Below are 22,212 nucleotides of genomic sequence, written 5' to 3' on the forward strand. Positions count from 1 at the left end.
ATTATTTTATTTTACGTACATTTTACCATTTCCAAATATTAACTTGTCAACTTCACGTAAAATATCCGTAAAAAAACCCTCTTCCGAAAGAGAGCTTTTTATATCTTTATTACTTCGTATACCATCCAAGACCTAGTGCACCTTCACCTAAATGCGTTCCAATTACAGCACCGAAATAACCTGTGCGGATTGTAACATGAGGATATTTTGCTTCTAATTCTGCCTTCCATTCATTCGCTTCCTCTTCACGTTGTGCATGAATGATAACTGCTTCCATAGGTAAACCTTTACTTGCTTGCTCATCAAAAATTTCAATGATACGTTTTAGCGCTTTTTTACGCGTACGAATCTTTTCAAACGGGATAATGATTTTGTCCCTAAAATATAAAACCGGCTTTACTTGTAACAGACTACCGATGAAAGCTTGCGCACTATTTAATCGGCCTCCACGTTGTAAATGGTGTAAATCATCTACTACAAAATAAGCGTCCATCGTTTTCTTCATTTCATCAAAACGGGCGATAATCTCTTTTGGATCCTTCCCTTCGCTTGCTAGCTTTGCACCTTCACGCACGTAGAATCCTTGTACTTCACAACTAATTTCAGAGTCGTACGTATATACATCAATACCCTCTACCATTTGACCAGCTGTCGTTGACGTTTGATATGTACCACTAATCCCACTTGAAAGATGAATGCTAATAACTGCATCATAATCCTTAGATAATTCTTCATATAGCTCAACAAACTTTCCGATTGCTGGTTGAGAAGTTTTTGGAAGTTCTTCTTGCTCACGTACTTTTACATAAAAATCATCTGCTGAAATTTCAGCTTCTTCTTGATAAGATTCCGTTCCAAACACAACGTTTAATGGAATCATATATATATTGAGTTCATCACGAATATGCTTCGGTATATATGCTGTACTATCAGTAACAATAGCTGTTTTCATTTTCGTACCTGCCTTATAAAAAAGTTTTTATTTCCTAATTTTACACGAAAACTAAAAATGGTGCATCCATACATGAAAATGCGGGTTTGAAATTATACTCATCATCTCGACAAATTACAACAAAAAGGTAAAACACTCACCAAAAATTTCAGCTTATTTATAAAAAATGTTTGAATATAAAAACGCCCGCTTTTAAAATGTAAAGTACTAGTCATTTTGATGGATAGGAGCGTATACAAGTGTTATTACAATATTTAACAATAAAAGACTACGGTGAACACGAAATTGTCATTCAAAAATCAAGATTCATCTGTTATGTTAGTCGTGCTACAACCGAAGAAGAGGCTCAAGAATTCATACAAAAAATCAAAAAACAAAACTGGAATGCAACACATAATTGTTCTGCTTATTTAATTGGCGAACAAGATCAAATTCAAAAAGCAAATGATGATGGTGAACCTAGCGGTACAGCTGGCGTACCTATGTTAGAGGTACTAAAAAAACGCGGTTTAAAAGATATCGTCGTTGTCGTTACCCGCTATTTTGGTGGCATCAAACTGGGCGCTGGTGGATTAATTCGCGCATATGGAAAATGTACAAGCGAAGGCATTAATCATGTCGGTGTTGTCGAGCGAAAATTAATGCGTGTTATGCAGACCGAAATTGATTACACATTACTTGGCAAAATTGAAAATGAATTACGCAATTCAAAATATGCCATTAAAGATATACATTACCTCGAAAATGTCACATTTGATACGTATGTAGAAGAAGATGGAAAACAAGCATTCACGGATTGGATGATTGAATTAACAAATGGGAAATGTACAATTACAGAAGGAGATATGTTGTACTTAGAACAAGATGTTATCTAAGAATAACTACTGTATCGCCTTTAAAGATTAATGTAGTGAATTACTTTCCTACAAATGAACTAAGGAGATTATATATGGAAGAACGTTATTATCATCTCCAAAATAGCAGAATAAAAAAGAAACGAAGAAGAAAGTTTTTCTACTTCCTTATTTTCTTATTTTTATTTGGCAGTGTAGGACTTTATATATTAAATTCCTACTCTTCTCTCATGGGGATGTATAGTGGTTTTACTCGTGAAAAATCGGATTTGAGAACCGAAGATGTAGAAATTACAAAGGAGCCTTTTACACTCCTTATTATGGGTATAGAAGATTATGCAACAGACGGCCAAAACGGTCGTACAGATTCATTAATGTTTGCGACAGTCAATCCGAAAACGCAAAAGATTTCGCTTATGAGTATTCCTCGGGATAGTCGCGTTCCAATTGTCGGAAAGAATAAAGAGGACAAAATTAACGCTGCGCATGCTTACGGCGGAGAAGAAATGGCAATCAAAACTGTCGAAGGTTTTCTAAAAGTGCCTGTCGACCATTATCTTAAAATTGATTTCCAAGGCTTTAAAGGTATTGTTGATGCTGTTGGCGGTGTGACTGTTGATGTCCCCTTCGACTTTTGGGAGCGTTCAGACGTGGATTACTACAAAAAAATCGAATTTAAGCAAGGACAACAAGAATTAAATGGTGAAGAAGCACTCGCTTACGTTCGTATGCGAAAGCAAGATCCGAATGGTGACTATGGTCGTGCCGCTAGACAAAGACAATTACTAGCTGCTGTTGTTCAAAAACTAAATTCCACCTCTACCGTATTTAAAATTAAAGATTTGACAGCAGTCGTTGGAAAATATATAAAAACTGACATTCCTATTTCTGATGGCCTTGCTCTTTACAAGAAACTTTCTGGGTTTGATCCTTCCACAATACAAACACTCAAACTTGAAGGAGAAGACAAAAAAATAGGTGGTATTTATTACTTCCTTCCAGATCCAAACGGTGTTGAGGCAGTACGTAACGAAATTAAAAAAGAACTAGGAGAAAAGGTAACCACGCAAGAAAATTCAACAACAAAAACGGAATCCACTCCTTCTTCAAATTCGAACTCTAACGAGAAAGCAAAGAAAGAAACGAATCAGAACAAAACACCAACTGATCCCCCTCCTTCTACGAATGCTCATGCAGAGTGGATTATGAGAAATCAGCAATAAAACAGCCAAATCGCATGCGATTTGGCTGTTTTTTTATTTATTAAAATGTTTTAAGATTGCTTCTACAATACGCTCTGATGCACGGCCATCACCGTACGGATTAGATGCTTTTGACATCTTATCATGAGCTTCTTTGTCTGATAACAACTCATCAGCAAGACTAAAGATTGTCTCTTCGTCTGTTCCCGCTAATTTCAACGTACCTGCTTCAATACCTTCTGGACGCTCTGTTGTATCACGAAGAACAAGAACCGGTACACCTAATGACGGAGCTTCCTCTTGTACACCACCAGAATCAGTTAGCATTAAGTATGAACGAGCTGCAACATTGTGGAAATCAATTACATCTAGCGGCTCAATTAAATGAATGCGGCCATGATCGCCTAAAATATCATTTGCAGTTTCACGAACAACAGGGTTCATATGAACAGGATACACAACTTGTACGTCTTCATGCTTATCAACAAGACGCTTAATTGCACGGAACATATTACGCATTGGCTCTCCTAGGTTTTCACGACGGTGAGCTGTCATAAGTACAAGACGATCACTTCCAAGTTTCTCTAGTACAGGATGACTATATGTTTCTTTTACAGTCGTTTTTAGTGCGTCAATCGCTGTATTTCCTGTTATGAAAATACGTGATTCATCTTTATTTTCTTTCTGTAAGTTCGTTGCTGATTTTGCTGTAGGTGAGAAATGAAGATCTGCCATTACGCCTGTTAATTGACGATTCATCTCTTCTGGGTATGGAGAATATTTATCCCATGTACGAAGTCCTGCCTCGACATGACCTACTGGAATTTGATTATAGAAAGCAGCTAAGCTTGCAATAAACGTTGTCGTCGTATCACCATGTACAAGTACGATATCCGGCTTTGCTTCTTTCATTACTTTATCCAAACCTTCTAAACCACGCGTTGTAATATCGATTAAAGTTTGGCGATCCTTCATAATATTCAAATCGAAATCTGGTGTAATTCCAAAGATACTTAATACTTGGTCTAACATTTGACGATGTTGTGCTGTTACAGTCACAATTGATTCAATTTTCTCTGGATGCTTTTGCAACTCTAATACAAGAGGTGCCATTTTAATTGCTTCTGGACGTGTCCCGAAAATTGTCATTACTTTTAAACGTTCAGTCATTTCATTGCCTCTTTTCTTTCACTAGTTACAAATCCTATTATGACATATAAGAATATACATGAATACATACCTTTTTAACGAATAACGGAAAAATCCCTCTTATGAATACTTTCTCTTCCAACAGAATAATAATCTATTCCTTGTTTCTTAACATCCTCATTAGTATAACAATTTCTTCCATCAAATAAAATAGGTTCTCTCATAAGTTGTACGTACTTTCCTAACGGATACGTTCGGATAGCCTCCCATTCTGTCACGATAAAAGCCGCACTCGCTCCTCTAATCGATTCATCTATACATTCGCTATATTGTATAGTCTCCCCAAAGATATTTTTCATATTTTGAATCGCCTTCGGGTCATATAGTACTATGTCTGCACCTATATTCATTAATTCTTGTATCATAATAAGGGACGGTGCGTCTCTTATATCATCTGTATTCGGTTTAAATGCTGCTCCCAGCACTGCAATTCGCTTCTTGTTCATATTTATTACTTTCTTCGCTTTCTCAATCAATAATAGCTGTTGTTTATTATTTACTTCAATGACGGCTTTTAACAAACGAAAATCATGTGCCACATTCCCTGCAATTTGCACAAGCGCTTTCGTATCTTTCGGAAAACACGATCCCCCGTAACCAATGCCCGCATTTAAAAAAGACGACCCAATTCTCTTATCCATTCCCATTCCTTTTGCAACATCTAATACATTAGCTCCTACCTTCTCACATATATTTGAAATTTCATTGATAAAACTAATTTTTGTCGCTAAAAAGGCATTCGATGCGTATTTAATCATCTCTGCACTTTTTATATCTGTAACATACGTTTGCAAATGTAATTTACTATATAAATCCTCAACTTTTCGCGCCGCTTCCTCATTATCAGCTCCAATTACAATACGATCTCCCTGAAAAAAATCGTAAATCCCTGAACCCTCCCGTAAAAATTCGGGATTCGATACAATATGTAACTCATGCCTATTTTGTAATGTCTCCTCAATCCATCCCCTCATAGCACCATTCGTCCCTACAGGAACAGTACTTTTTGTAACAACAATAATGTCTTTAGTCGCATATGCTCCAATATCAAAACATGCATTTTGAATATATGTTAAATCTGCTGTCCCATCTAATAACGATGGCGTTCCAACTGTAATAAATATAAATTCTGCATCATGAAATGCTTCTTCTTTACTTGTTGTAAAAGTTAAACGATTATTCTCACACGCATCATGTATTAATTCATATAAGCCAGCTTCATAAATAGGCAGATTCCCTTGTTTTATCCGTTCCATTTTCTCATCATTTATATCAAAACATGTAACCGAATGTCCCAATACTGCCAATCCTACTCCTGTAATCAATCCAACGTATCCGGTACCTATTATCGTAATTTTCATTTCCTTTTCGCACAGGAATATACAATAGAAAATATACGAATACATAGAATTTCCCCTGTGCTTCCCCCTCTCACATTAAAAATGAGAAAACTCTTTTACTTCTTTATTATATGAATTACTTTCTTCATTCTTTTTTAAGTTTTTGTAAAATTAAATATTGTCCATAAAACCAATAGAAATTTTACCGAGATTACAGCTGCACGTTCAGGCTTGAAAAATTCCCACATTTTAACACGGAACTTACTCATTTCTACGTGTAACACTTATAATATTGAAATAAAATTATTCGCTATTAAAGAGAAAGAGAAAATGTCATATTCCAAAGCCCAATACGATTAACCTTCTCAAACGATTCAACATTCTGTATACCATTGTCATATATTCTATCTGCTTCCATTTACCATAAAACGAAAAAAAGATTGAATTCTAATCTTTTTGTGATACCATATGTTATGAGCCTGTAAATAAACATCATAATTTTCAGATAAATATATTTAAAAAAATTACGTTAGACTATAAAAGGGTGGGGTATTAATGGACTCACAAGTGATTTATGCCATTTTGGCATCTTTCATCACTGTACTCGTCGTTACTCCTTTAGTTATTAAGTTAGCTTTTAAAATAGGAGCAACAGATAAGCCAAACGCGCGTAAAGTGCACCAAAAGATTATGCCTCGTCTTGGCGGGTTAGCAATATTTATTGGTGTGGCTGTTGGATTTGTTGTCGGTGGCTTATACGAACAAAGAATGTTATCGATAACGCTAGGTGCGATTATCATTGTAATCATCGGTATTTTAGATGATATGTACGAGTTATCTGCGAAGGTAAAATTCGGTGGACAACTATTAGTTGCCATTATGATTGTAAAAAGTGGATTATTAGTGCAAGTATTATATATTCCAATCCTCGGGGATACTGAACTTGGATGGCTTGCTTACCCAATTACAGTATTTTGGATTGTAGGTATTACAAATGCAATCAACTTAATTGACGGCTTAGATGGATTATCCGCTGGTATTTCATCTATCGTACTGGCAACGCTAGCATACATGGCCTTCACTAGCCCATGGGGTACTGGAACGGCTATCATTTTACCTCTAGCACTAATTGCACTTGCAAGTACAATTGGATTTTTATTCTACAACTTCCATCCAGCAAAAATTTTCATGGGAGATACAGGAGCACTATTTTTAGGATACTGTATTTCTGTTATATCGTTACTCGGATTATACAAAAGTGTAACGCTATTCAGCTTTATCGTTCCAGTTATCATTTTAGGCGTGCCTGTATTTGATACGACATTTGCAATTATCCGTCGTATCGTAAATAAAAAACCTATTTCAGCACCAGATAAGTCGCATTTACATCACCGTTTACTTGCAATGGGCTTCTCTCATCGTAAAACGGTACTAATTATATACGCATTCGGTATTTTCTTTAGTGTAAATGCAATCATTTTCTCTAGTGCGACATTATGGTTATCCATTATTCTTCTTTTCGTTTTAATCTTCTTTACAGAGATTATTGCTGAAGTAATTGGACTTGTACATGAACGTTACAAACCACTTATTTCCTTTTATAAAAAAGTGAAAAAACGCGAAGACTAATTGTAGTATAGCCTTTACTATTATGAAATATTCAAATAGCATCCTCTTTCTTATAAGAGGATGCTATTTTTATTCATTATTTTATATTTCCAAAATATAGCTTGTTTGAGAGTTCCACTATTGGAGAAAGATATACATAATAAGAAAAGGATTATATTTTCTTTTTTACATCTTGATTGTCAAACTGAGGGTGAATGTTATGATCAAGCGAGTATTTCAATACATTATTTTATTTTTAACGATTACTATGTACGCGTCATCTCATGCAGGAGCAACTACCATTCCCCCTGCTGAACATCATCCAAATACCGAAACTACCTCTTCTACCCAAAAAATCGCGTACTTAACATTTGATGACGGACCAAACAAATATACTACGCAAATTTTAAACATCTTAAAAGAAAAGAACGGAAAAGCAACTTTCTTTGTTATTGGTGGAAAAGTACCACATTATAAAAAGACAATGCAACGATTAATTAAAGATGGACATTATATCGGACTTCACAGTATGTCCCATGATGTAAAACGCCTTTACACTGGTGACCCATCTACTTTAATTACAGAAATGGAACAAGCACAAAGCATCGTTCAGCAAGTTACAAAATTAAATTCACATCTCGTTCGTGTCCCGTATGGTAGCATGCCTTACTTAAAAAAGAATTACCGTGATGCACTTGTATCAGCCCAGTATAAAATGTGGGATTGGACAATCGATACATACGACTGGAAAAGCTATGATAATCCTTCTGCCATACTAGAAAGGGTACGTAATCAGAGCGATGAACAAGTCGAAGTAATTTTAATGCATGATTCGAGTGTAACCGTACAAATACTGCCACAAGTAATTGATTACTTACAGTCACAAGGATACAAGCTTCTTCCCTATAATCCATCTTCCCACCTGGAAGTAAACTTTTGGAAAGACACAAGATTGTAACAGCTTTAGTGCCTATGTGCTAAAGCTGTTTTATTTTTCTCTTCCCACCCTTCCCATTTTTGTGTAAAATTTTAAATAGTGATGAAGTTTCGAGGTGAATAGAAATGAAACGAATAGATCTCATTTTTAACGCAATACAAAAAGGCAATTATACAGAAGGTGTAACTGCATCAGAACTCGCTACCCTGTTGCAGCTAGATCGAGCCAATGTAAGTAGCGACTTAAACAAACTCGTAAAAGATAAACGTTTATTAAAAACAAATACGCGTCCTGTTCGTTTTTATATAGAAACGAACACTTCGTTGGAAACGCATTCAAAAGAAGTAACTTCATTAGATACATTTGCAGTTGAAAATACGAGCCTTAAAATCGCAATCGAAAAAGCGAAAGCTTCTATTCTCTATCCTCCAAACGGTATGCATACTTTACTGCTCGGAGAAACAGGCGTCGGAAAATCCATGTTTGCTTCTTTAATGCACGAATATGCAATTGAAGTTGAACAGCTTCCTAAAAATGCACCATTTATCGTCTTTAACTGTGCTGATTATGCAAATAACCCACAGCTACTACTCGGGCAATTATTTGGGATTAAAAAAGGAGCGTATACAGGGGCAAGTGATCAAAAAGGGTTAATTGAAAAAGCACATGAAGGAATCCTTTTCTTAGATGAGGTACATCGCCTTCCTCCAGAGGGACAAGAAATGCTTTTCACCTTTATTGACCGCGGAGTATATCGCCGCCTTGGAGAAACAGAAAACGAACGTAAAGCACAAGTATTGATCATTACTGCAACAACAGAAGAACCAAATTCATTTTTATTAAAAACATTTACAAGACGTATACCGATGACTGTCACGCTGCCACCACTTCGTGAGCGTACACATAAAGAACGTTTTGCTTTACTGCAACTATTTTTCACAAATGAAGCAATTCGCTTGCGAAAAGAAATTCACGTTAGTCCGAATGCAATGCGTGCTTTCGTCTTTTACAATTGTCCCAATAACATCGGCCAATTAAAAACGGATGTACAAATTGCCTGTGCGAAAGCCTATTCTGACTTCGTGACAAAGAAACGTGATTCTGTCTATGTTTCAAGCACAGACTTACCTTGGTATATGAAGGAAGGGCTCTTCATTGAAAGAAAAAGCCGTCATCTATACCAAATACCGAATGAAACATTTATATTTACAGGTGATGAAGGATGGAGTAATCATAAAATAGAAAATGAAAAACAGTCTTCTATTTACGATTATATTGACTATAAATATGAAGAACTTCAAGCTCGTGGTATTGAAGAGGAAGAATTAGAATTACTAATAGAAAATGATATTCAAAGCTTTTTCGTACAATATTTTAACCAAATGTCAAAAAAGACAAGTCATGAAAATGTTTTTAAAATTGTAGATCGTAATATCGTTTCCGTTTGTGAAAAAATTGCTGAACTTGCTGAAAAACATTTATCCAAGACGTTCGATGAAAAAGTATTTCTCGCTTTAAGTTTACATGTACAGACAACTCTACAACGTTTACAGGCTGGAAAACAAATTCATCACCCGCAATTAAATCAAATTCGTACGAAATATAAAGAAGCTTTTTCCGTAGCTATGCAATGCATTCAACTACTGGAAGACGAATTACAAATAACAATGCCTATCGATGAAGCAGGCTTTTTAACAATGTTCTTTGTTGTTGATCCAATTCCTGCCTCACAAACAGAAGTAAAAGTATTAATATTAGCGCACGGCAACGGCATAGCAACAGAAATGGCAAACGTCGCAAATGAACTGCTCGGCATTGACGAAGTAACCGGTATCGATATGCCGTTACATGAATCGCCGAAAGATTTCTTAGAGCGTGTGAAAGTGTATATGAAAACACTCCAAAATGTAAACGGGCTTCTCTTACTCGTTGATATGGGATCTCTCGCTTATATTGGTGATATATTAGAAACTGAGTTCAAAATTCCAGTGCGTGTTCTTTCCATGACAAGCACTCCACATGCACTAGAAGCAGCTCGAAAAGCTCAGCTTGGCTACTCGTTAGATGCATTATATGAAACGGTGAAGAACTTAACACCGTTTTACTTAAACGTACAAGAAGAAAAGAAAAAACCACTATCACCAATGAAATCTGTTATTTTGACAGCTTGTTTAACTGGGGAAGGCAGTGCTTTAGCTATTCAAAAAATGTTGGAGAACTATTTGCGATTTGACAAAGACTTAATTGAAATCATTCCGATTAGTATCGTCCATGAAAAAGATTTAACGAAAATGATTGAGAACATAAAAAAAGAGCGGAACATTATTTGTATCGTCACGAATTTCGATGTACAAGTGCCATGCTTAACATATCATTTCCAAGACATTGTAAACTACACAGCGATTCAGCCAATTCAAGAATTAATTACGTACGAAGAAACATATGCAAAAATGGCTGATATTCTTGAACAACAAATGCAGCGTAACGACGGAGCATTACTTATTAAAACGATCCGTTACGCATTGAATACAATTCAAGAATTAATTTCCTTACAGCTAACTCCTGACAGTTTAATGGGTGTTATTCTGCATATGAGCTGTATGGTTGACCGTCTTCAAAAGGGAGAAAGCCTCCTCCCTCATCCAGATAAAGAGAAACGAAGACAAGATGAATACTGGATGTATATGAAAGTAAAAAAAGCATTGCAGCCAATTGAAAATACATTTGAAATACAAATACCTGATGACGAAGTGTTTTATGTTATGGACTTCTTCATTAAAAATCAGCCTGTAAAAAATTAATCGTGGCAATTTTTTAGTATATCGACTGTAACTCGGATTATATCAGCGATTTTTCAAATATATCGGCGCAACTCGGATTATATCAGCGATTTTTCAAATATATCGGCGCAACTCAGATTATATCAGCGATTTTCAATATATATCGATTTACCAACAATAATCGACAATATTAGCAACTTATAGAAAAAGGCTGTTCCAAAATATGGACAGCCTTTTTTCTACTTCTTTACCTTCCTGATTCTCCCCCTGATTTCACCCTTCTTATTGGGCTTCGTATACACATTTACATATGCATTCGCCTGAATGATTTCTTGCAGTAAGCTATCAAACGCTCGCCCCTGTAAAGGCCCTTCAAAATCCCCCACATGAACTACACCAGTGACGACTCCTTCATTAACACTAATACCTTGCTTTAATGGACCAAATAAACTTAAAACAATTGGACCAATTTGATTTGCTTTCCCTAAATGAATTTGGCATGATGTAACTTTTTCGATGTTTTTCAATATGATCCGGTACTGCAACTTCTTTAAATCCTCACTAAATATAAACTCTGCTACGCCATAAGCTTCTGTATTTACAGGAGGTATTTCCCTCTTACCTGTTAACCTCGCAAAGAAATGTGTTGTCATACGGGCATTCTCCTTATATAAATTTCCCAGCACTACTTCTACTACTTTATGGTTTATACATAATCATTTATGACTTTTTCAAGTGTTAATTACGAAGAAAAGATTCACATAATCTTTACATTAGAATCATTCCTTTTGCTTTACTACCTCTTGTATAATGCACTTAGAAAAACATTCTAGGAGGTCATTTTGAAAAAAAACAAATACATTTTTCATACATTATTAGAGATTTTTCTCGTTTCATTTAAATTAGGAATTACTTCATTTGGTGGCCCTGTCGCCCATCTTGGGTATTTCCACCACGAATATGTGCAAAAAAGGAAATGGATGGATGAACGGAGCTATGGAGATTTAGTAGCACTATGTCAATTCCTCCCTGGTCCTGCTAGCAGTCAAGTCGGTATGGGCGTTGGATTATTAAGAGGCGGGGTATTCGGAGCTATTATTTCATGGATTGGATTCACTTTACCGTCTGTGCTTGTTTTAGTTTTCTTCGCCTCATTCCTTAATCAGTTCGACCTTGGAAGTGCTGGCTGGATTCATGGGCTAAAACTTGTAGCAGTCGCTATTGTCGCTCATGCAATATGGGGAATGGCGCAAAAATTAACGCCAGACCGAAATCGTGCGACGATTGCAATTGCAACTGCCGCAATCGCCTTATTATGGCCAAGTAGCTGGACACAAGTCATTCTCATTATCATATCTGGCTTTATCGGCTGGTTTTTATATCGCAACCAACCAATTAGTCAATCTCAACATATAAAAGTACCTATTTCAAAAAAGATAGCAGTTTCTTGTCTCGTCTTATTCTTCGGACTATTACTACTGCTACCAATATTAAGACCGTTCTCTTATTACATCGCTTTATTTGATAGTTTCTATCGCTCTGGCGCACTTGTATTTGGAGGCGGACACGTCGTACTCCCCCTTCTTGAAGGTGAGTTCGTACAAAACGGAATGATGACAAAAGAACAGTTTCTAGCTGGATACGGATTAACACAAGCAATGCCAGGACCACTATTTACATTCGCCTCTTATATAGGAGCATTGTTAAACGGAACGCTTGGGGCCATACTTGCAACAATTGCGATTTTTCTTCCTGCTTTCTTGCTCGTTATTGGTGTTTTACCATTTTGGAACAGTGTGAGAAAAATATCTTTCATACAAGGCGCACTACTTGGAGTCAATGCGGCCGTTGTCGGTATTTTAATTGCCGCTTTTTATGATCCGATTTGGACAAGCACAATTATGAATGCTGTAGATTTTGTTTTTGCATCTCTTCTATTTTGCTTGCTCGCTTTTTGGAAAACACCACCTTGGGTTATCGTTATACTTGGAGCCTTTGGCGGATATATCCTATCCATTTTGTAAATAAAAAAAGACGGCATAATGTAGCCGTCTTTTTTCTATTAAAACTTTACAAGCTCTATTCCTTCAGGCAACTCACTCTCTGTTAAAATACGCAATTCTTTCACGCGATCCATTACGTAAGAAGAACGCTTCACAAGCTCTGGGTCAATATAAGCTGGATGAACCATAATTTCTACCGTTTGTTCACCTTGTACTCTTTCTTTTAACTTCACGAAGTAATCTTCCGTCACACCATCTGCGTAAAAATCACTATAAAACACGTCAGAAAATGGACGCACCGCTCGCTCTTCTTCACAACGACGAATTGGAACATTATATGTAGCAGCTAACCTTTCCAGAACATCGTGCAAAATCGGTAATCCGTGCACATGGTGATGACTATCTAAATGAGTTGGCGTTAATCCGTAAGATAAGAATTTCTCAATTTGGGCAGTCCATTCTCGCTCGACTTCCTCTGGATTTACGTTCCCTTCCCATACGATGCTTTGTTTATGAAACAATCCATCGCTACTTACAAGTGATGGTACGTCTCCAAGAAGCGGCTTACCTGCTGTTAATACGAGATGTACGCCTACTCCTAATGTTTTATACTCTTTTGCTAAGCGTACCGCATGCTCTGTTCCTGGCATATTCATCATCATCGTCGTTGAATTTACAAGTCCATTTATATGTCCATCAATAATGCCGTAATTTGTACCTTCTGTAAGACCGAAATCATCTGCATTTACAATTAATTTAATCATCGTAATACCTCCTAATAAAGTGAAACTTTAATCAGTGGGGGGGCTTCATCCCCCACCTAATTTCTTTGCTTTCGCTGAATTTTGAGGTAGGGGTCTTACTGCCCATTAAAGTGGGATAGAATAAAAAAAGCGGGCTAAATAGCGCCGCTTTTATTTCTCTACCTTTTTGAAGAACTGCGGAAGATATTCTTTATGCGCTTCCAACATTTCATCTAAAATTTGTTTTGCCACTTTATCTGATGGTACAAGTGGATTAATTGTCATAGCAAGCAGCGCTTTATGATAATCCCCTGTAACAGCAGCTTCAATTGTTGTGCGCTCAAATGATTTAATTTGTTGTACTAAACCGCGAACTGGTACTGGAAGATCTCCAACTGCAATTGGTTTTGGACCTTCTTTCGTAATAATACAGTTCACTTCAACAGCCGAATCATGTGGTAAGCTTGCAATTGTTCCGTTGTTTCGTGTATTAACAGGCTGGATATCACCTTTATTATTGTAAATAGACGTAATTAAGCTACATGCTGCATCACTATAATAAGCGCCGCCACGTTTTTCTAATTGTGGTGGTTTAATATCTAAGTTCGGGTCTTTATATAACTCGAATAAATCATTTTCTAATTGTTTTACTACTTCTGCACGTGTACCTTTTTCAACTGAAGCTTCTTTCTCTTCTTCTAACATTTCACGTGTTTTGTAGTAGTAACGATGGTATGGACATGGAATTGCACGAAGGCCACGAATAAAGTCTGGTTCCCAGTTAAGCGCTGCGATATTTTCCATCGTAATTTGCTTTTCTGGATCTGTTACAAGCTCTAACACACGATCCATTACACTTACGCCATCTAAATATACGTCTAGTCCATATACCATATGATTTAACCCTGCAAAATCAACGTGAACACGACTTGCATCTACTTCAAGCAATTTTGCAAGACCCATGCGAATTCCGATTGGAACGTTACATAGACCAACTACTCTTTCAATATTTGTATAACGAAGGACAGCTTCTGTTACCATACCTGCTGGGTTTGCAAAGTTAATTAACCATGCATTCGGACAAAGCTCCTCCATATCCTTACAAATATCTAAAATAACAGGAATCGTTCTCAATGCTTTGAATAAACCACCAGGACCATTCGTTTCCTGACCGATTACATCATATTTTAATGGGATTGCTTCATCTTTTGCACGAGCTTCTAATAAACCTACGCGAAGCTGCGTTGTTACGAAATCAGCATCTTTTAATGCTTCGCGGCGATCAAGCGTTAAATGTACCTCGATCGGTAAACCAGATTTTTTCACCATACGTTTCGCTAAGTTACCAACGATTTCTAACTTCTCTTTTCCTGCCTCAATATCTACTAACCAAATTTCACGAACAGGAAGCTCATCATAACGCTTAATAAATCCTTCAATTAACTCTGGTGTATAGCTAGATCCACCGCCGATTGTAGCAATTTTAATTCCAGTCATGCTTTATTCCCCTTTCGCTTCTAATTTTTTATAAAGATCAATAAACTCTGCTGCTAGTTCTTTTACTGTAATCGCATTCATTAAATGATCTTGTGCGTGAATTAAAAGAACACTAACCTCTGTTTTTTCTCCTCTTGCTTCTGATTGTATGAGCTCTGTTTGGAAATGATGCGCTTCATTAATCGCTTCTTTCGCCTTCACCATCGCTTCATCAGCCTCTGCCATTTTCCCCTGTTTGGCAAATTGAAGTGCCTCCATCGCAAAGCTTCGTGCATTACCACTATTTAAAATTAATTGGAATGGAATTTGTTCTGCTGTAGTCATCATAATTACCGCCCTCTCTATTATGGTTCAACCGATTAAAATACCCCTTCAGTTTGAACATTTCTATTAAATTATTATTTTATGAATGATAGTTTGGTGTTCTTGTAGATGGATTTCATCTTTTTGAACATGATATAAAGGTGATTGTTCTCACAGATAGTGTTATCTGTGAGAACAATTACTGTGTTACATAGGTACAGAGTTGTTATTTCCTTGTGCTGCTGCTTTTTCAGTACGAACAACAGAACGATCGCACAATACAACGAATGGATAGTAGATTACCATCGCAATTACAAAGTTGAATAACTGTAGAATTGCACCTGAAAGATGTCCACCTGTTACAAGATAACCACTAATAATTGGTGGTGTTGCCCATGGAATCATCACAACTGTTTTTGGTACCCAGCCAATCGATATAGCTGTATAAGAAGTAATTACTAATACAATTGGTGTTAGGATAAACGGTAAGAATAAAATTGGATTTAAAATAATTGGTGTACCAAAGATTACTGGTTCGTTAATGTTGAACGCACCTGGACCAATTGATAAACGAGATACACCGCGTAATTGTGCACTTTTTGCTACAAGTAATACAACTACTAAGAACGCTAATGTTGCACCAGAACCACCAAGATATACGAAAGTATCAAAGAATGGTTTTGTAACAATGTTTGGAACATCAAATGCAGATGTGCCACCTTTGAATAACTGCATATTTTTCTCTAATGCTGGTAAGTATAACGGCTCAATAATACCACCAACGATATTTGGACCATGTAAACCGAAGAACCAAAGAAGATGAACAAGGAGTACAATGACAATTGCACTTGGTAATGTCCCTGCTAAACTTTGCAGTGGCGATTGAATCGTATTAAAGATAAATTCATGAACACTTGTACCGGCTAATTTCACTGCTAATTGAATACCTGCAACTACTGTTAAAATAACAAATGCTGGAACTATAGCTGCGAAAGATCTTAAAACTGCTGGTGGTACTCCATCAGGCATTTTAAAAGTAATGTTTCTTTGTACGAAGAAACGGAATACTTCAGTAACAAGAAGTGCTACAATAATTGCTACGAATAACCCTTGTGCACCCGTCCAAGCTAAGTTCAATCCGCCTTCTTTCGGTGTTGTTGGCGTAAGAATAATTAACGCACCAAATGAAATAATACCTGCTGACAAACCATCAACGCCGTAAGATTTTGCTAAGTTATAACTTGTTGTAAATGCTATGATTAGTGCTAGAATCGCGAAAGAACCAGTCCACATTCCACCGCCAACTTGTTTCCACGTTTCACCAAACAAACCTTTCATGAAATCTTGGAAAGCCTCAGATGGAAAACCATTAATTAGTGATGCCAGTGCACCAACTAAAATAAGTGGCATAACTGCGATAAATCCGTCACGAATCGCAGCTAAATGACGTTGCGACCCGATTTTACCAGCGACAGGAACAATATATTTCTCCATAAATGCAATAAATTTTTGCATTTCGCTTCCCCCCTAATTATTTTTTAAGTGTTAATGCGTGATCTAAAACTGCTTCTCCATTCATCATGCCGTAGTGCATTGGATTAATAACGTCGATTCCAACGTTTTTCTCATCAGCAAGCGTTTTCATTGAAGAAAGCATGTAACGAACTTGTGGTCCTAGTAATAATACATCTGCTTGATCAATATTTGTTTTTACTGCATCCCCAGATACAGCCCAAATCTTTCCTTCTAGACCGCGAGCTTTTGCAGCCGCTTCCATTTTTGTAACTAGTAAACTTGTAGACATCCCTGCTGAGCAACATAATAAAATATTCATTTGAAAATCCCCCTTGTGTAGTATAAAAAATTTATATTTTATTTATTTTTCTTTACGCTATTTATTAATGCAATTAGCGTGCCAACTTTTTAAAACCACTAAATTCAGCACTTTTTCGACCATTTTCTTTGTGTGTTAACGCTTTCAATTAGTGTGTCGATCAAAAAACACACAGTGTGTTATAAAACAACACGCTTTTAACACATAACTGTATGAAAATAGATTAGTGTTTAGTTGTCTAGTTGTATTTAAAACAAAAAAACACTAAAAAATTTTTTTAGCATGAAAATCTAGTAAAAAATAAACCTCTCTTAAACACACTCTTCTATCTATTGTCCAAGCCGATTCTACTAGATTACATAGAATAGAGTAAAGTAACACAATTCGAAAGGGGATTCCTATGCCAAAACATAGAAAAAAAAGCAAAATAAAGATTTATAGAATAACAAGCTATAAAAAAGACAAACGTTCTGAATTAGACTCTAACAAATTTGAACTAGAACAGCAGGAAATAGAAAATAAGCAGGACAAGCACGACAAACAGGATAAACAGGACAAGCAAGCACAAACGGAAAATGTAGTCATAGTACCCACGGATTCACACAACCTAGATATATGGGATGAAATTTCTTTAAAAGAAATACAAGCTGGTGAACATACAAGTTTATTGAATGAAAAAAGCAATTATCAAAATATTCATTTGCTACAAGTAAGCGATATCCGTTTATATTTGGACAAGCAACTACAATTCAGTTCCGTCGATGAGCAAATTTATCATGAAGCACTTGTACATCCAATTATGTCAAAAGTAATTAATCCAAAACGTGTTCTCATATTAGGTGGTGGCGATGGTCTTGCCCTGCGAGAAGTTTTGAAATATGAAACTGTGCTACATGTAGACCTTGTTGATTTAGATGAGGCAATGATTAATATGGCACGTAATGTTCCAGAAATAGTATCTTTAAACAACAATGCATTTTTGGATAGTCGCGTGAATGTGCACGTATGTGATGCGAAAGAATTTCTAAATTCTCCTTCATCCTTATACGATGTAATTATTATTGATTTTCCTGATCCAGCAACAGAAATTTTAAGTACTTTATATACAAGCGAACTTTTTGCTCGGATAGCTACATTCTTAACAGAAGATGGTGCATTCGTCTGCCAATCTAATTCACCTGCTGATGCACCTCTTGTATATTGGAGTATCGGTCATACAATTGAACATGCGGGATTAACTGTGAAAAGTTATCATACAATCATTCCTTCTTTCGGAACTGACTGGGGATTTCATATTGCCGCTAATTCTGCCTATGTACTCGATCAAATTGAGCAATTATATGTAGTGCCAACGCCTCGAACATTACCTTCTCTTCTTTTTCCTTTATTTCAATTTAAAGAAGAACATTTAGAACAACGTAATCTCGCTCTTTTAAACTCAGAATCGAATCTTATCTTGCATCAATGTTACAAACAGGAAATGGAATTTTAACAACATTATAGTAAGGAGCGTTACCTTATGGAATATTCTACTTTCGGTAAGCATATAATAGTAGATTTATGGGGAGTGGATTTTTCCCTATTAGATGATATTTACTTTTTAGAACATCATTTAGTTCACGCTGCTGATCAATCTGGTGCCCACGTTTTAAACGTAAGTACAAAAGAATTTGATCCGCATGGTGTTACTGTTTTAGTTTTACTATCAGAAAGCCACCTCTCTATTCACACTTATCCAGAAAAAAACTTTGCCGCCATTGATTGTTATACGTGCGGTACAACCGTTGAACCGCAAATAGCGATTGATTATATCGTAAGTATATTGAAACCAAATGAGATGCATATAAAAAAACTGATTCGTGGTATAGGAGAAATTGTTACTGTCGATTAAATATCACTCTTACTCATTTGTAAAAAGGAGGATTGTAAATACCATCAGTGGAACACATATTCCACTGATGGTCCAGACACATACATAATTTTTTCACCTTAATTGATGATTTATTTTTTTTATTTTTCGCTTCCAATATAGGGTCATTATGAACCAAATTATGAAGTAAATAAAAATAAAGATTCCTATACAAACAAGAATCGGACCGAAACGATTCGGAACCCACCCAATCAAAATTGCTGTAGGCAAAAATGTTCCTAGCAAAACGATAAAGTGAATACTTGTCTGTTTTAATATACTCCATTCTTCCTTTTCAAAAACAAATGAAGCAAAAGAGAAGATAAGTCCTATTATATTTGCTGTTACTAAATATGCGATTAATGTTTTTGTTTCCACTGTCTCCATTCCATTTACATAACCAATCCATAAAAATAATAGACTATATACCATCGCTATCCCTAAACCAAAAGCGATTTTATTTATAACCCTATCAAACATCTTTTAACCCCCTCCTATATTTAAAGCTTCTTTAATGAGCGGTACATATTTTCTCGAAACGTATTCTTTCATTCCGTTAGAAAAATGAGCACACATACTGCCACTAAAAGACATTTCAAAACTTTTGACATGCCCTAAATTTGCAAGTATCGACTTAGAAAATCTAGCAAATCGTTTTCCAGCTAACTGTTCTTCTAATTCATATAGGCGAGCCTTGACCTCAAGACCCCCTTTCTTTGTTTGCGCCATAACTTTTCTCTCTTCTGTATAGAACCAATAAATATCATTTAAATTCAATAAATAATACTGCTGATTTAACACACCAACAATTTGATTTACAGTTCCCCCTTCTATTATTTTTAAAAGTTGCTGAATTTCATCTGTCACTTCTTTTGTTTTTATAATAATTTCTACTTCGTCTTGTGATGGGTCCAATTCGATGCGAACTTTCATCTACTTCCCACCCCCTTTACAACTTTATTTTTACATAAACTTGGAAATAATAAATAAAATTATGTGTAAGTGGTTCTCTCTTCGCCATAACAGTATCTTTACGAAACATAAAAAAACCTTGCATACGCAAGGTTCATTCAGCCGCTGACATCTTCCTATATAATTCTACAAATTCACTCGCTAATTCCTTCACTGTAATAGCATTCATTAAATGATCTTGTGCGTGCACCATGAGAAGGGTAACTTCGGTCTTTTCACCACCAGCTTCTTTCTGTATGAGGTCCGTTTGTACACGGTGCGCCTCTTTTAATTCTTCTAACGCTTCTTGTAATTTCGCTTCTGCTTCTGTAAATTCTCCACGCTTTGCGTAATCAATTGCTTCCATTGAACAACTTCTCGCATTTCCCCCATGCAAGATTAAGTGAAAGGCCTTCGTTTCTATCGTATCCATTTTAGTTCTTTACTCCCCCTTTTCTTCCACCACTTTTTGTTTATCCCATATTTTTAAGAACGGTAAATAAATGAAGAATGCAAGCGCAAAGTTAACAAGTTGTAAAACAACACCTGAAATTTTCCCACCTGATCCTAAATATCCACTAAATAGAATTGGTGTCGTCCAAGGAACAGCAGCACCGCTCGGACGAGCAACTAATCCCCATTCCATTGCAAAGTAAGAAACAATTGTTAACACAACTGGAACTAATATAAATGGAATTAATAAAATTGGATTCATGACAATCGGCATCCCAAAAGTTACCATCTCATTAATATTAAATATACCAGGCGCAATTGACAATCTACCTATACTTTTTAATTGCTGACTTCGGGCAAATAATAACATTCCTACAACTAAAGCAAGTGTTGCACCAGATCCGCCCATATAAATCCATAAATCAAAAAACTGTGCGGTAATCGTATTTGGTACATCTTGCCCCGCTTGAAAAGCAACTCGGTTTTGATCCATTAACGATAACCAAATCGGGCTCATTACACCACCAACAATAGTAGCTCCATGAATTCCACATGACCAAAGAACATGAACGAGAATAACAGCTATTATTGCGCCCCAAAGACTAGCACCAAGTACACTAAGTGGTTCCTGTAAAATTTGCCCTACAATATTATGGATACTGCCAAAAGAAGTATTTTCTATAATTAAGCGTACAATCCAAATAACCGTTACAACAATAAATCCTGGAACAAGCGCGGCAAATGAACGTGTCACAGCTGGCGGAACTGTCTCTGGCATCTTTATAATTATCTTTTTTTGTACAATAAACCGATAAAGTTCAGTAGATATAAGTGCAATAATCATTGCTACAAATAACCCTTGGCTTCCCATTAATACAGCTGGGATAGCACCTTCTACAAGTACACTCTCTTTTGTACTTGGTATAATATATGCAACTTGAAATGGCGTCGCAAGTAAAAACGTCACAAGCGACAATGCCCCGGATGCTAAAGCGTCCACTTTATAATATTCTCCAAGTCTGTAAGCGATTCCAAAAACAGCTATTAAAGCCATTATATTAAAAGTTGCACTAACTGGATACCCTAAAGCCCTCTGCCAATTCTCCCCAAACAAACCTGCCATAAAATCATTATAACCTGGTATTGGTAAAGCACTAATGATGAGGAAAAATGATCCTATAATTAAGAACGGCATCGTCAATACAAGTCCATCACGAATTGCTAGCAAATGTCTCTGCTCTGCAACCTTTCCTGCTACCGGCATTACATATTTCTCTAAAAACCGTATCATCTATCCCACTCTCCTCATGGTTTCATTGACAAAGCTGCTTGCAAGATAGCTTCTCCATTACAAAGTCCGTAATGGACGGATTGAATGACATCAACAGGTACTCCTTTCTCCTTACATAATTCTTTCATTTTCGGTAATAAATAACGTACTTGCGGTCCAAGTAAAAGTACATCGGCTTTATCAATATGGCTATTTACTTCAGAACCTGATACAGCCCAAATATTTACCTCTATTCCTCTTGCCTCTGCTGCTTTCTCCATTTTTGTAACAATCAAGCTGGAAGACATTCCCGCTGCACAGCAAAGCAAAATATTCATCCCGCTTCCCTCCCCCTTTTTCTAAACCT

22 protein-coding genes are annotated in these 22,212 nt (G+C 36.3%); 8 read left to right on the top strand and 14 right to left on the bottom strand.

Annotated features, from left to right (window positions below; all coding sequences use genetic code 11):
• Positions 1 to 109 precede the first annotated feature (109 nt).
• Positions 110 to 952 carry a DegV family protein gene (locus tag MR070_RS15800; protein WP_113712271.1) on the bottom strand — a complete coding sequence of 281 codons (843 nt, stop codon included), beginning with the start codon at positions 950 to 952 and terminating at the stop codon, positions 110 to 112.
• A 239-nt stretch (positions 953 to 1,191) separates the two neighbouring features.
• Between MR070_RS15800 and MR070_RS15805 the strand changes: the two genes are divergently transcribed.
• Both MR070_RS15805 and MR070_RS15810 read left to right on the top strand, forming a co-directional pair.
• On the top strand, positions 1,192 to 1,827 hold the full coding sequence (locus tag MR070_RS15805; RefSeq protein ID WP_242261598.1) for a YigZ family protein: 636 nt from the start codon (positions 1,192 to 1,194) through the stop codon (positions 1,825 to 1,827).
• Between the two features lie 74 nt (positions 1,828 to 1,901).
• Positions 1,902 to 3,029, top strand: coding sequence for an LCP family protein (locus MR070_RS15810; RefSeq protein ID WP_000392773.1), 1,128 nt, complete (start codon positions 1,902 to 1,904; stop codon positions 3,027 to 3,029).
• Between the two features lie 33 nt (positions 3,030 to 3,062).
• Here the strand turns inward: MR070_RS15810 and wecB are convergent, their stop codons facing one another.
• Positions 3,063 to 4,178, bottom strand: a complete 1,116-nt coding sequence (wecB, locus tag MR070_RS15815; protein WP_000140134.1) for a non-hydrolyzing UDP-N-acetylglucosamine 2-epimerase — start codon at positions 4,176 to 4,178, stop codon at positions 3,063 to 3,065.
• Positions 4,179 to 4,252: 74 nt separating this feature from the next.
• Positions 4,253 to 5,623 (bottom strand): UDP-glucose dehydrogenase family protein, encoded by a 1,371-nt coding sequence (locus MR070_RS15820; protein ID WP_242261599.1) that lies wholly within the window; start codon positions 5,621 to 5,623, stop codon positions 4,253 to 4,255.
• Between the two features lie 489 nt (positions 5,624 to 6,112).
• On the opposite strand from MR070_RS15820, the gene MR070_RS15825 reads away from it, so the two are divergent.
• The 3 genes from MR070_RS15825 (at position 6,113) to MR070_RS15835 (ending at position 10,903) form a co-directional block, all read left to right on the top strand.
• Positions 6,113 to 7,186 (top strand): glycosyltransferase family 4 protein, encoded by a 1,074-nt coding sequence (locus MR070_RS15825; protein WP_000378310.1) that lies wholly within the window; start codon positions 6,113 to 6,115, stop codon positions 7,184 to 7,186.
• 199 nt (positions 7,187 to 7,385) lie between these two features.
• The gene (locus MR070_RS15830; RefSeq protein WP_000597164.1) at positions 7,386 to 8,123 is read left to right on the top strand and encodes a polysaccharide deacetylase family protein; all 738 of its coding nucleotides are present in this window, start codon (positions 7,386 to 7,388) and stop codon (positions 8,121 to 8,123) included.
• Between the two features lie 104 nt (positions 8,124 to 8,227).
• Positions 8,228 to 10,903, top strand: coding sequence for a sigma-54-dependent transcriptional regulator (locus MR070_RS15835; protein ID WP_000820980.1), 2,676 nt, complete (start codon positions 8,228 to 8,230; stop codon positions 10,901 to 10,903).
• Between the two features lie 218 nt (positions 10,904 to 11,121).
• Here the strand turns inward: MR070_RS15835 and exsM are convergent, their stop codons facing one another.
• Positions 11,122 to 11,535, bottom strand: coding sequence for an exosporium regulatory protein ExsM (gene exsM, locus MR070_RS15840; RefSeq protein ID WP_242261600.1), 414 nt, complete (start codon positions 11,533 to 11,535; stop codon positions 11,122 to 11,124).
• 189 nt (positions 11,536 to 11,724) lie between these two features.
• On the opposite strand from exsM, the gene MR070_RS15845 reads away from it, so the two are divergent.
• Complete coding sequence (locus tag MR070_RS15845) at positions 11,725 to 12,906, top strand: chromate transporter (protein ID WP_242261601.1); 1,182 nt, start codon at positions 11,725 to 11,727, stop codon at positions 12,904 to 12,906.
• A gap of 38 nt (positions 12,907 to 12,944) precedes the next feature.
• Here MR070_RS15845 and chbG read toward each other — a convergent pair whose 3' ends face one another.
• The 5 genes from chbG to MR070_RS15870 form a co-directional block, all read right to left on the bottom strand.
• Positions 12,945 to 13,649 carry a chitin disaccharide deacetylase gene (gene chbG, locus MR070_RS15850; protein WP_044792030.1) on the bottom strand — a complete coding sequence of 235 codons (705 nt, stop codon included), beginning with the start codon at positions 13,647 to 13,649 and terminating at the stop codon, positions 12,945 to 12,947.
• A gap of 150 nt (positions 13,650 to 13,799) precedes the next feature.
• Positions 13,800 to 15,125 carry a 6-phospho-beta-glucosidase gene (gene celF / locus MR070_RS15855; RefSeq protein WP_242261602.1) on the bottom strand — a complete coding sequence of 442 codons (1,326 nt, stop codon included), beginning with the start codon at positions 15,123 to 15,125 and terminating at the stop codon, positions 13,800 to 13,802.
• Positions 15,126 to 15,128: 3 nt separating this feature from the next.
• Positions 15,129 to 15,452, bottom strand: a complete 324-nt coding sequence (locus MR070_RS15860; protein WP_000989055.1) for a PTS lactose/cellobiose transporter subunit IIA — start codon at positions 15,450 to 15,452, stop codon at positions 15,129 to 15,131.
• 183 nt (positions 15,453 to 15,635) lie between these two features.
• Positions 15,636 to 16,943, bottom strand: a complete 1,308-nt coding sequence (celB, locus tag MR070_RS15865; RefSeq protein ID WP_001168825.1) for a PTS cellobiose transporter subunit IIC — start codon at positions 16,941 to 16,943, stop codon at positions 15,636 to 15,638.
• 16 nt (positions 16,944 to 16,959) lie between these two features.
• On the bottom strand, positions 16,960 to 17,262 hold the full coding sequence (locus MR070_RS15870; protein ID WP_001023567.1) for a PTS sugar transporter subunit IIB: 303 nt from the start codon (positions 17,260 to 17,262) through the stop codon (positions 16,960 to 16,962).
• Between the two features lie 400 nt (positions 17,263 to 17,662).
• Between MR070_RS15870 and MR070_RS15875 the strand changes: the two genes are divergently transcribed.
• Together MR070_RS15875 and speD are read left to right on the top strand one after the other, a co-directional pair.
• Positions 17,663 to 18,754 carry a polyamine aminopropyltransferase gene (locus tag MR070_RS15875; RefSeq protein ID WP_242261603.1) on the top strand — a complete coding sequence of 364 codons (1,092 nt, stop codon included), beginning with the start codon at positions 17,663 to 17,665 and terminating at the stop codon, positions 18,752 to 18,754.
• Positions 18,755 to 18,781: 27 nt separating this feature from the next.
• Positions 18,782 to 19,153, top strand: coding sequence for an adenosylmethionine decarboxylase (speD, locus tag MR070_RS15880; RefSeq protein WP_044792025.1), 372 nt, complete (start codon positions 18,782 to 18,784; stop codon positions 19,151 to 19,153).
• Between the two features lie 93 nt (positions 19,154 to 19,246).
• On the opposite strand, the gene MR070_RS15885 is transcribed toward speD, so the two are convergent.
• The 5 genes from MR070_RS15885 to MR070_RS15905 form a co-directional block, all read right to left on the bottom strand.
• Positions 19,247 to 19,651, bottom strand: coding sequence for a DUF3021 domain-containing protein (locus MR070_RS15885; protein WP_044792024.1), 405 nt, complete (start codon positions 19,649 to 19,651; stop codon positions 19,247 to 19,249).
• A 3-nt stretch (positions 19,652 to 19,654) separates the two neighbouring features.
• A complete protein-coding gene (locus tag MR070_RS15890) occupies positions 19,655 to 20,104 on the bottom strand; it encodes a LytTR family DNA-binding domain-containing protein (protein ID WP_044792022.1) in 450 nt (149 codons plus the stop codon).
• A 133-nt stretch (positions 20,105 to 20,237) separates the two neighbouring features.
• Positions 20,238 to 20,555 carry a PTS lactose/cellobiose transporter subunit IIA gene (locus MR070_RS15895; protein ID WP_044792020.1) on the bottom strand — a complete coding sequence of 106 codons (318 nt, stop codon included), beginning with the start codon at positions 20,553 to 20,555 and terminating at the stop codon, positions 20,238 to 20,240.
• A gap of 9 nt (positions 20,556 to 20,564) precedes the next feature.
• Complete coding sequence (celB, locus tag MR070_RS15900; RefSeq protein ID WP_242261604.1) at positions 20,565 to 21,866, bottom strand: PTS cellobiose transporter subunit IIC; 1,302 nt, start codon at positions 21,864 to 21,866, stop codon at positions 20,565 to 20,567.
• Positions 21,867 to 21,880: 14 nt separating this feature from the next.
• Positions 21,881 to 22,183, bottom strand: coding sequence for a PTS sugar transporter subunit IIB (locus MR070_RS15905; protein WP_044792017.1), 303 nt, complete (start codon positions 22,181 to 22,183; stop codon positions 21,881 to 21,883).
• Between the last annotated feature and the right edge of the window lie 29 nt (positions 22,184 to 22,212).

The organism is Bacillus cereus group sp. BfR-BA-01453 (assembly GCF_022662915.1).
Taxonomy (GTDB): Bacteria; Bacillota; Bacilli; order Bacillales; family Bacillaceae_G; genus Bacillus_A; species Bacillus_A paranthracis.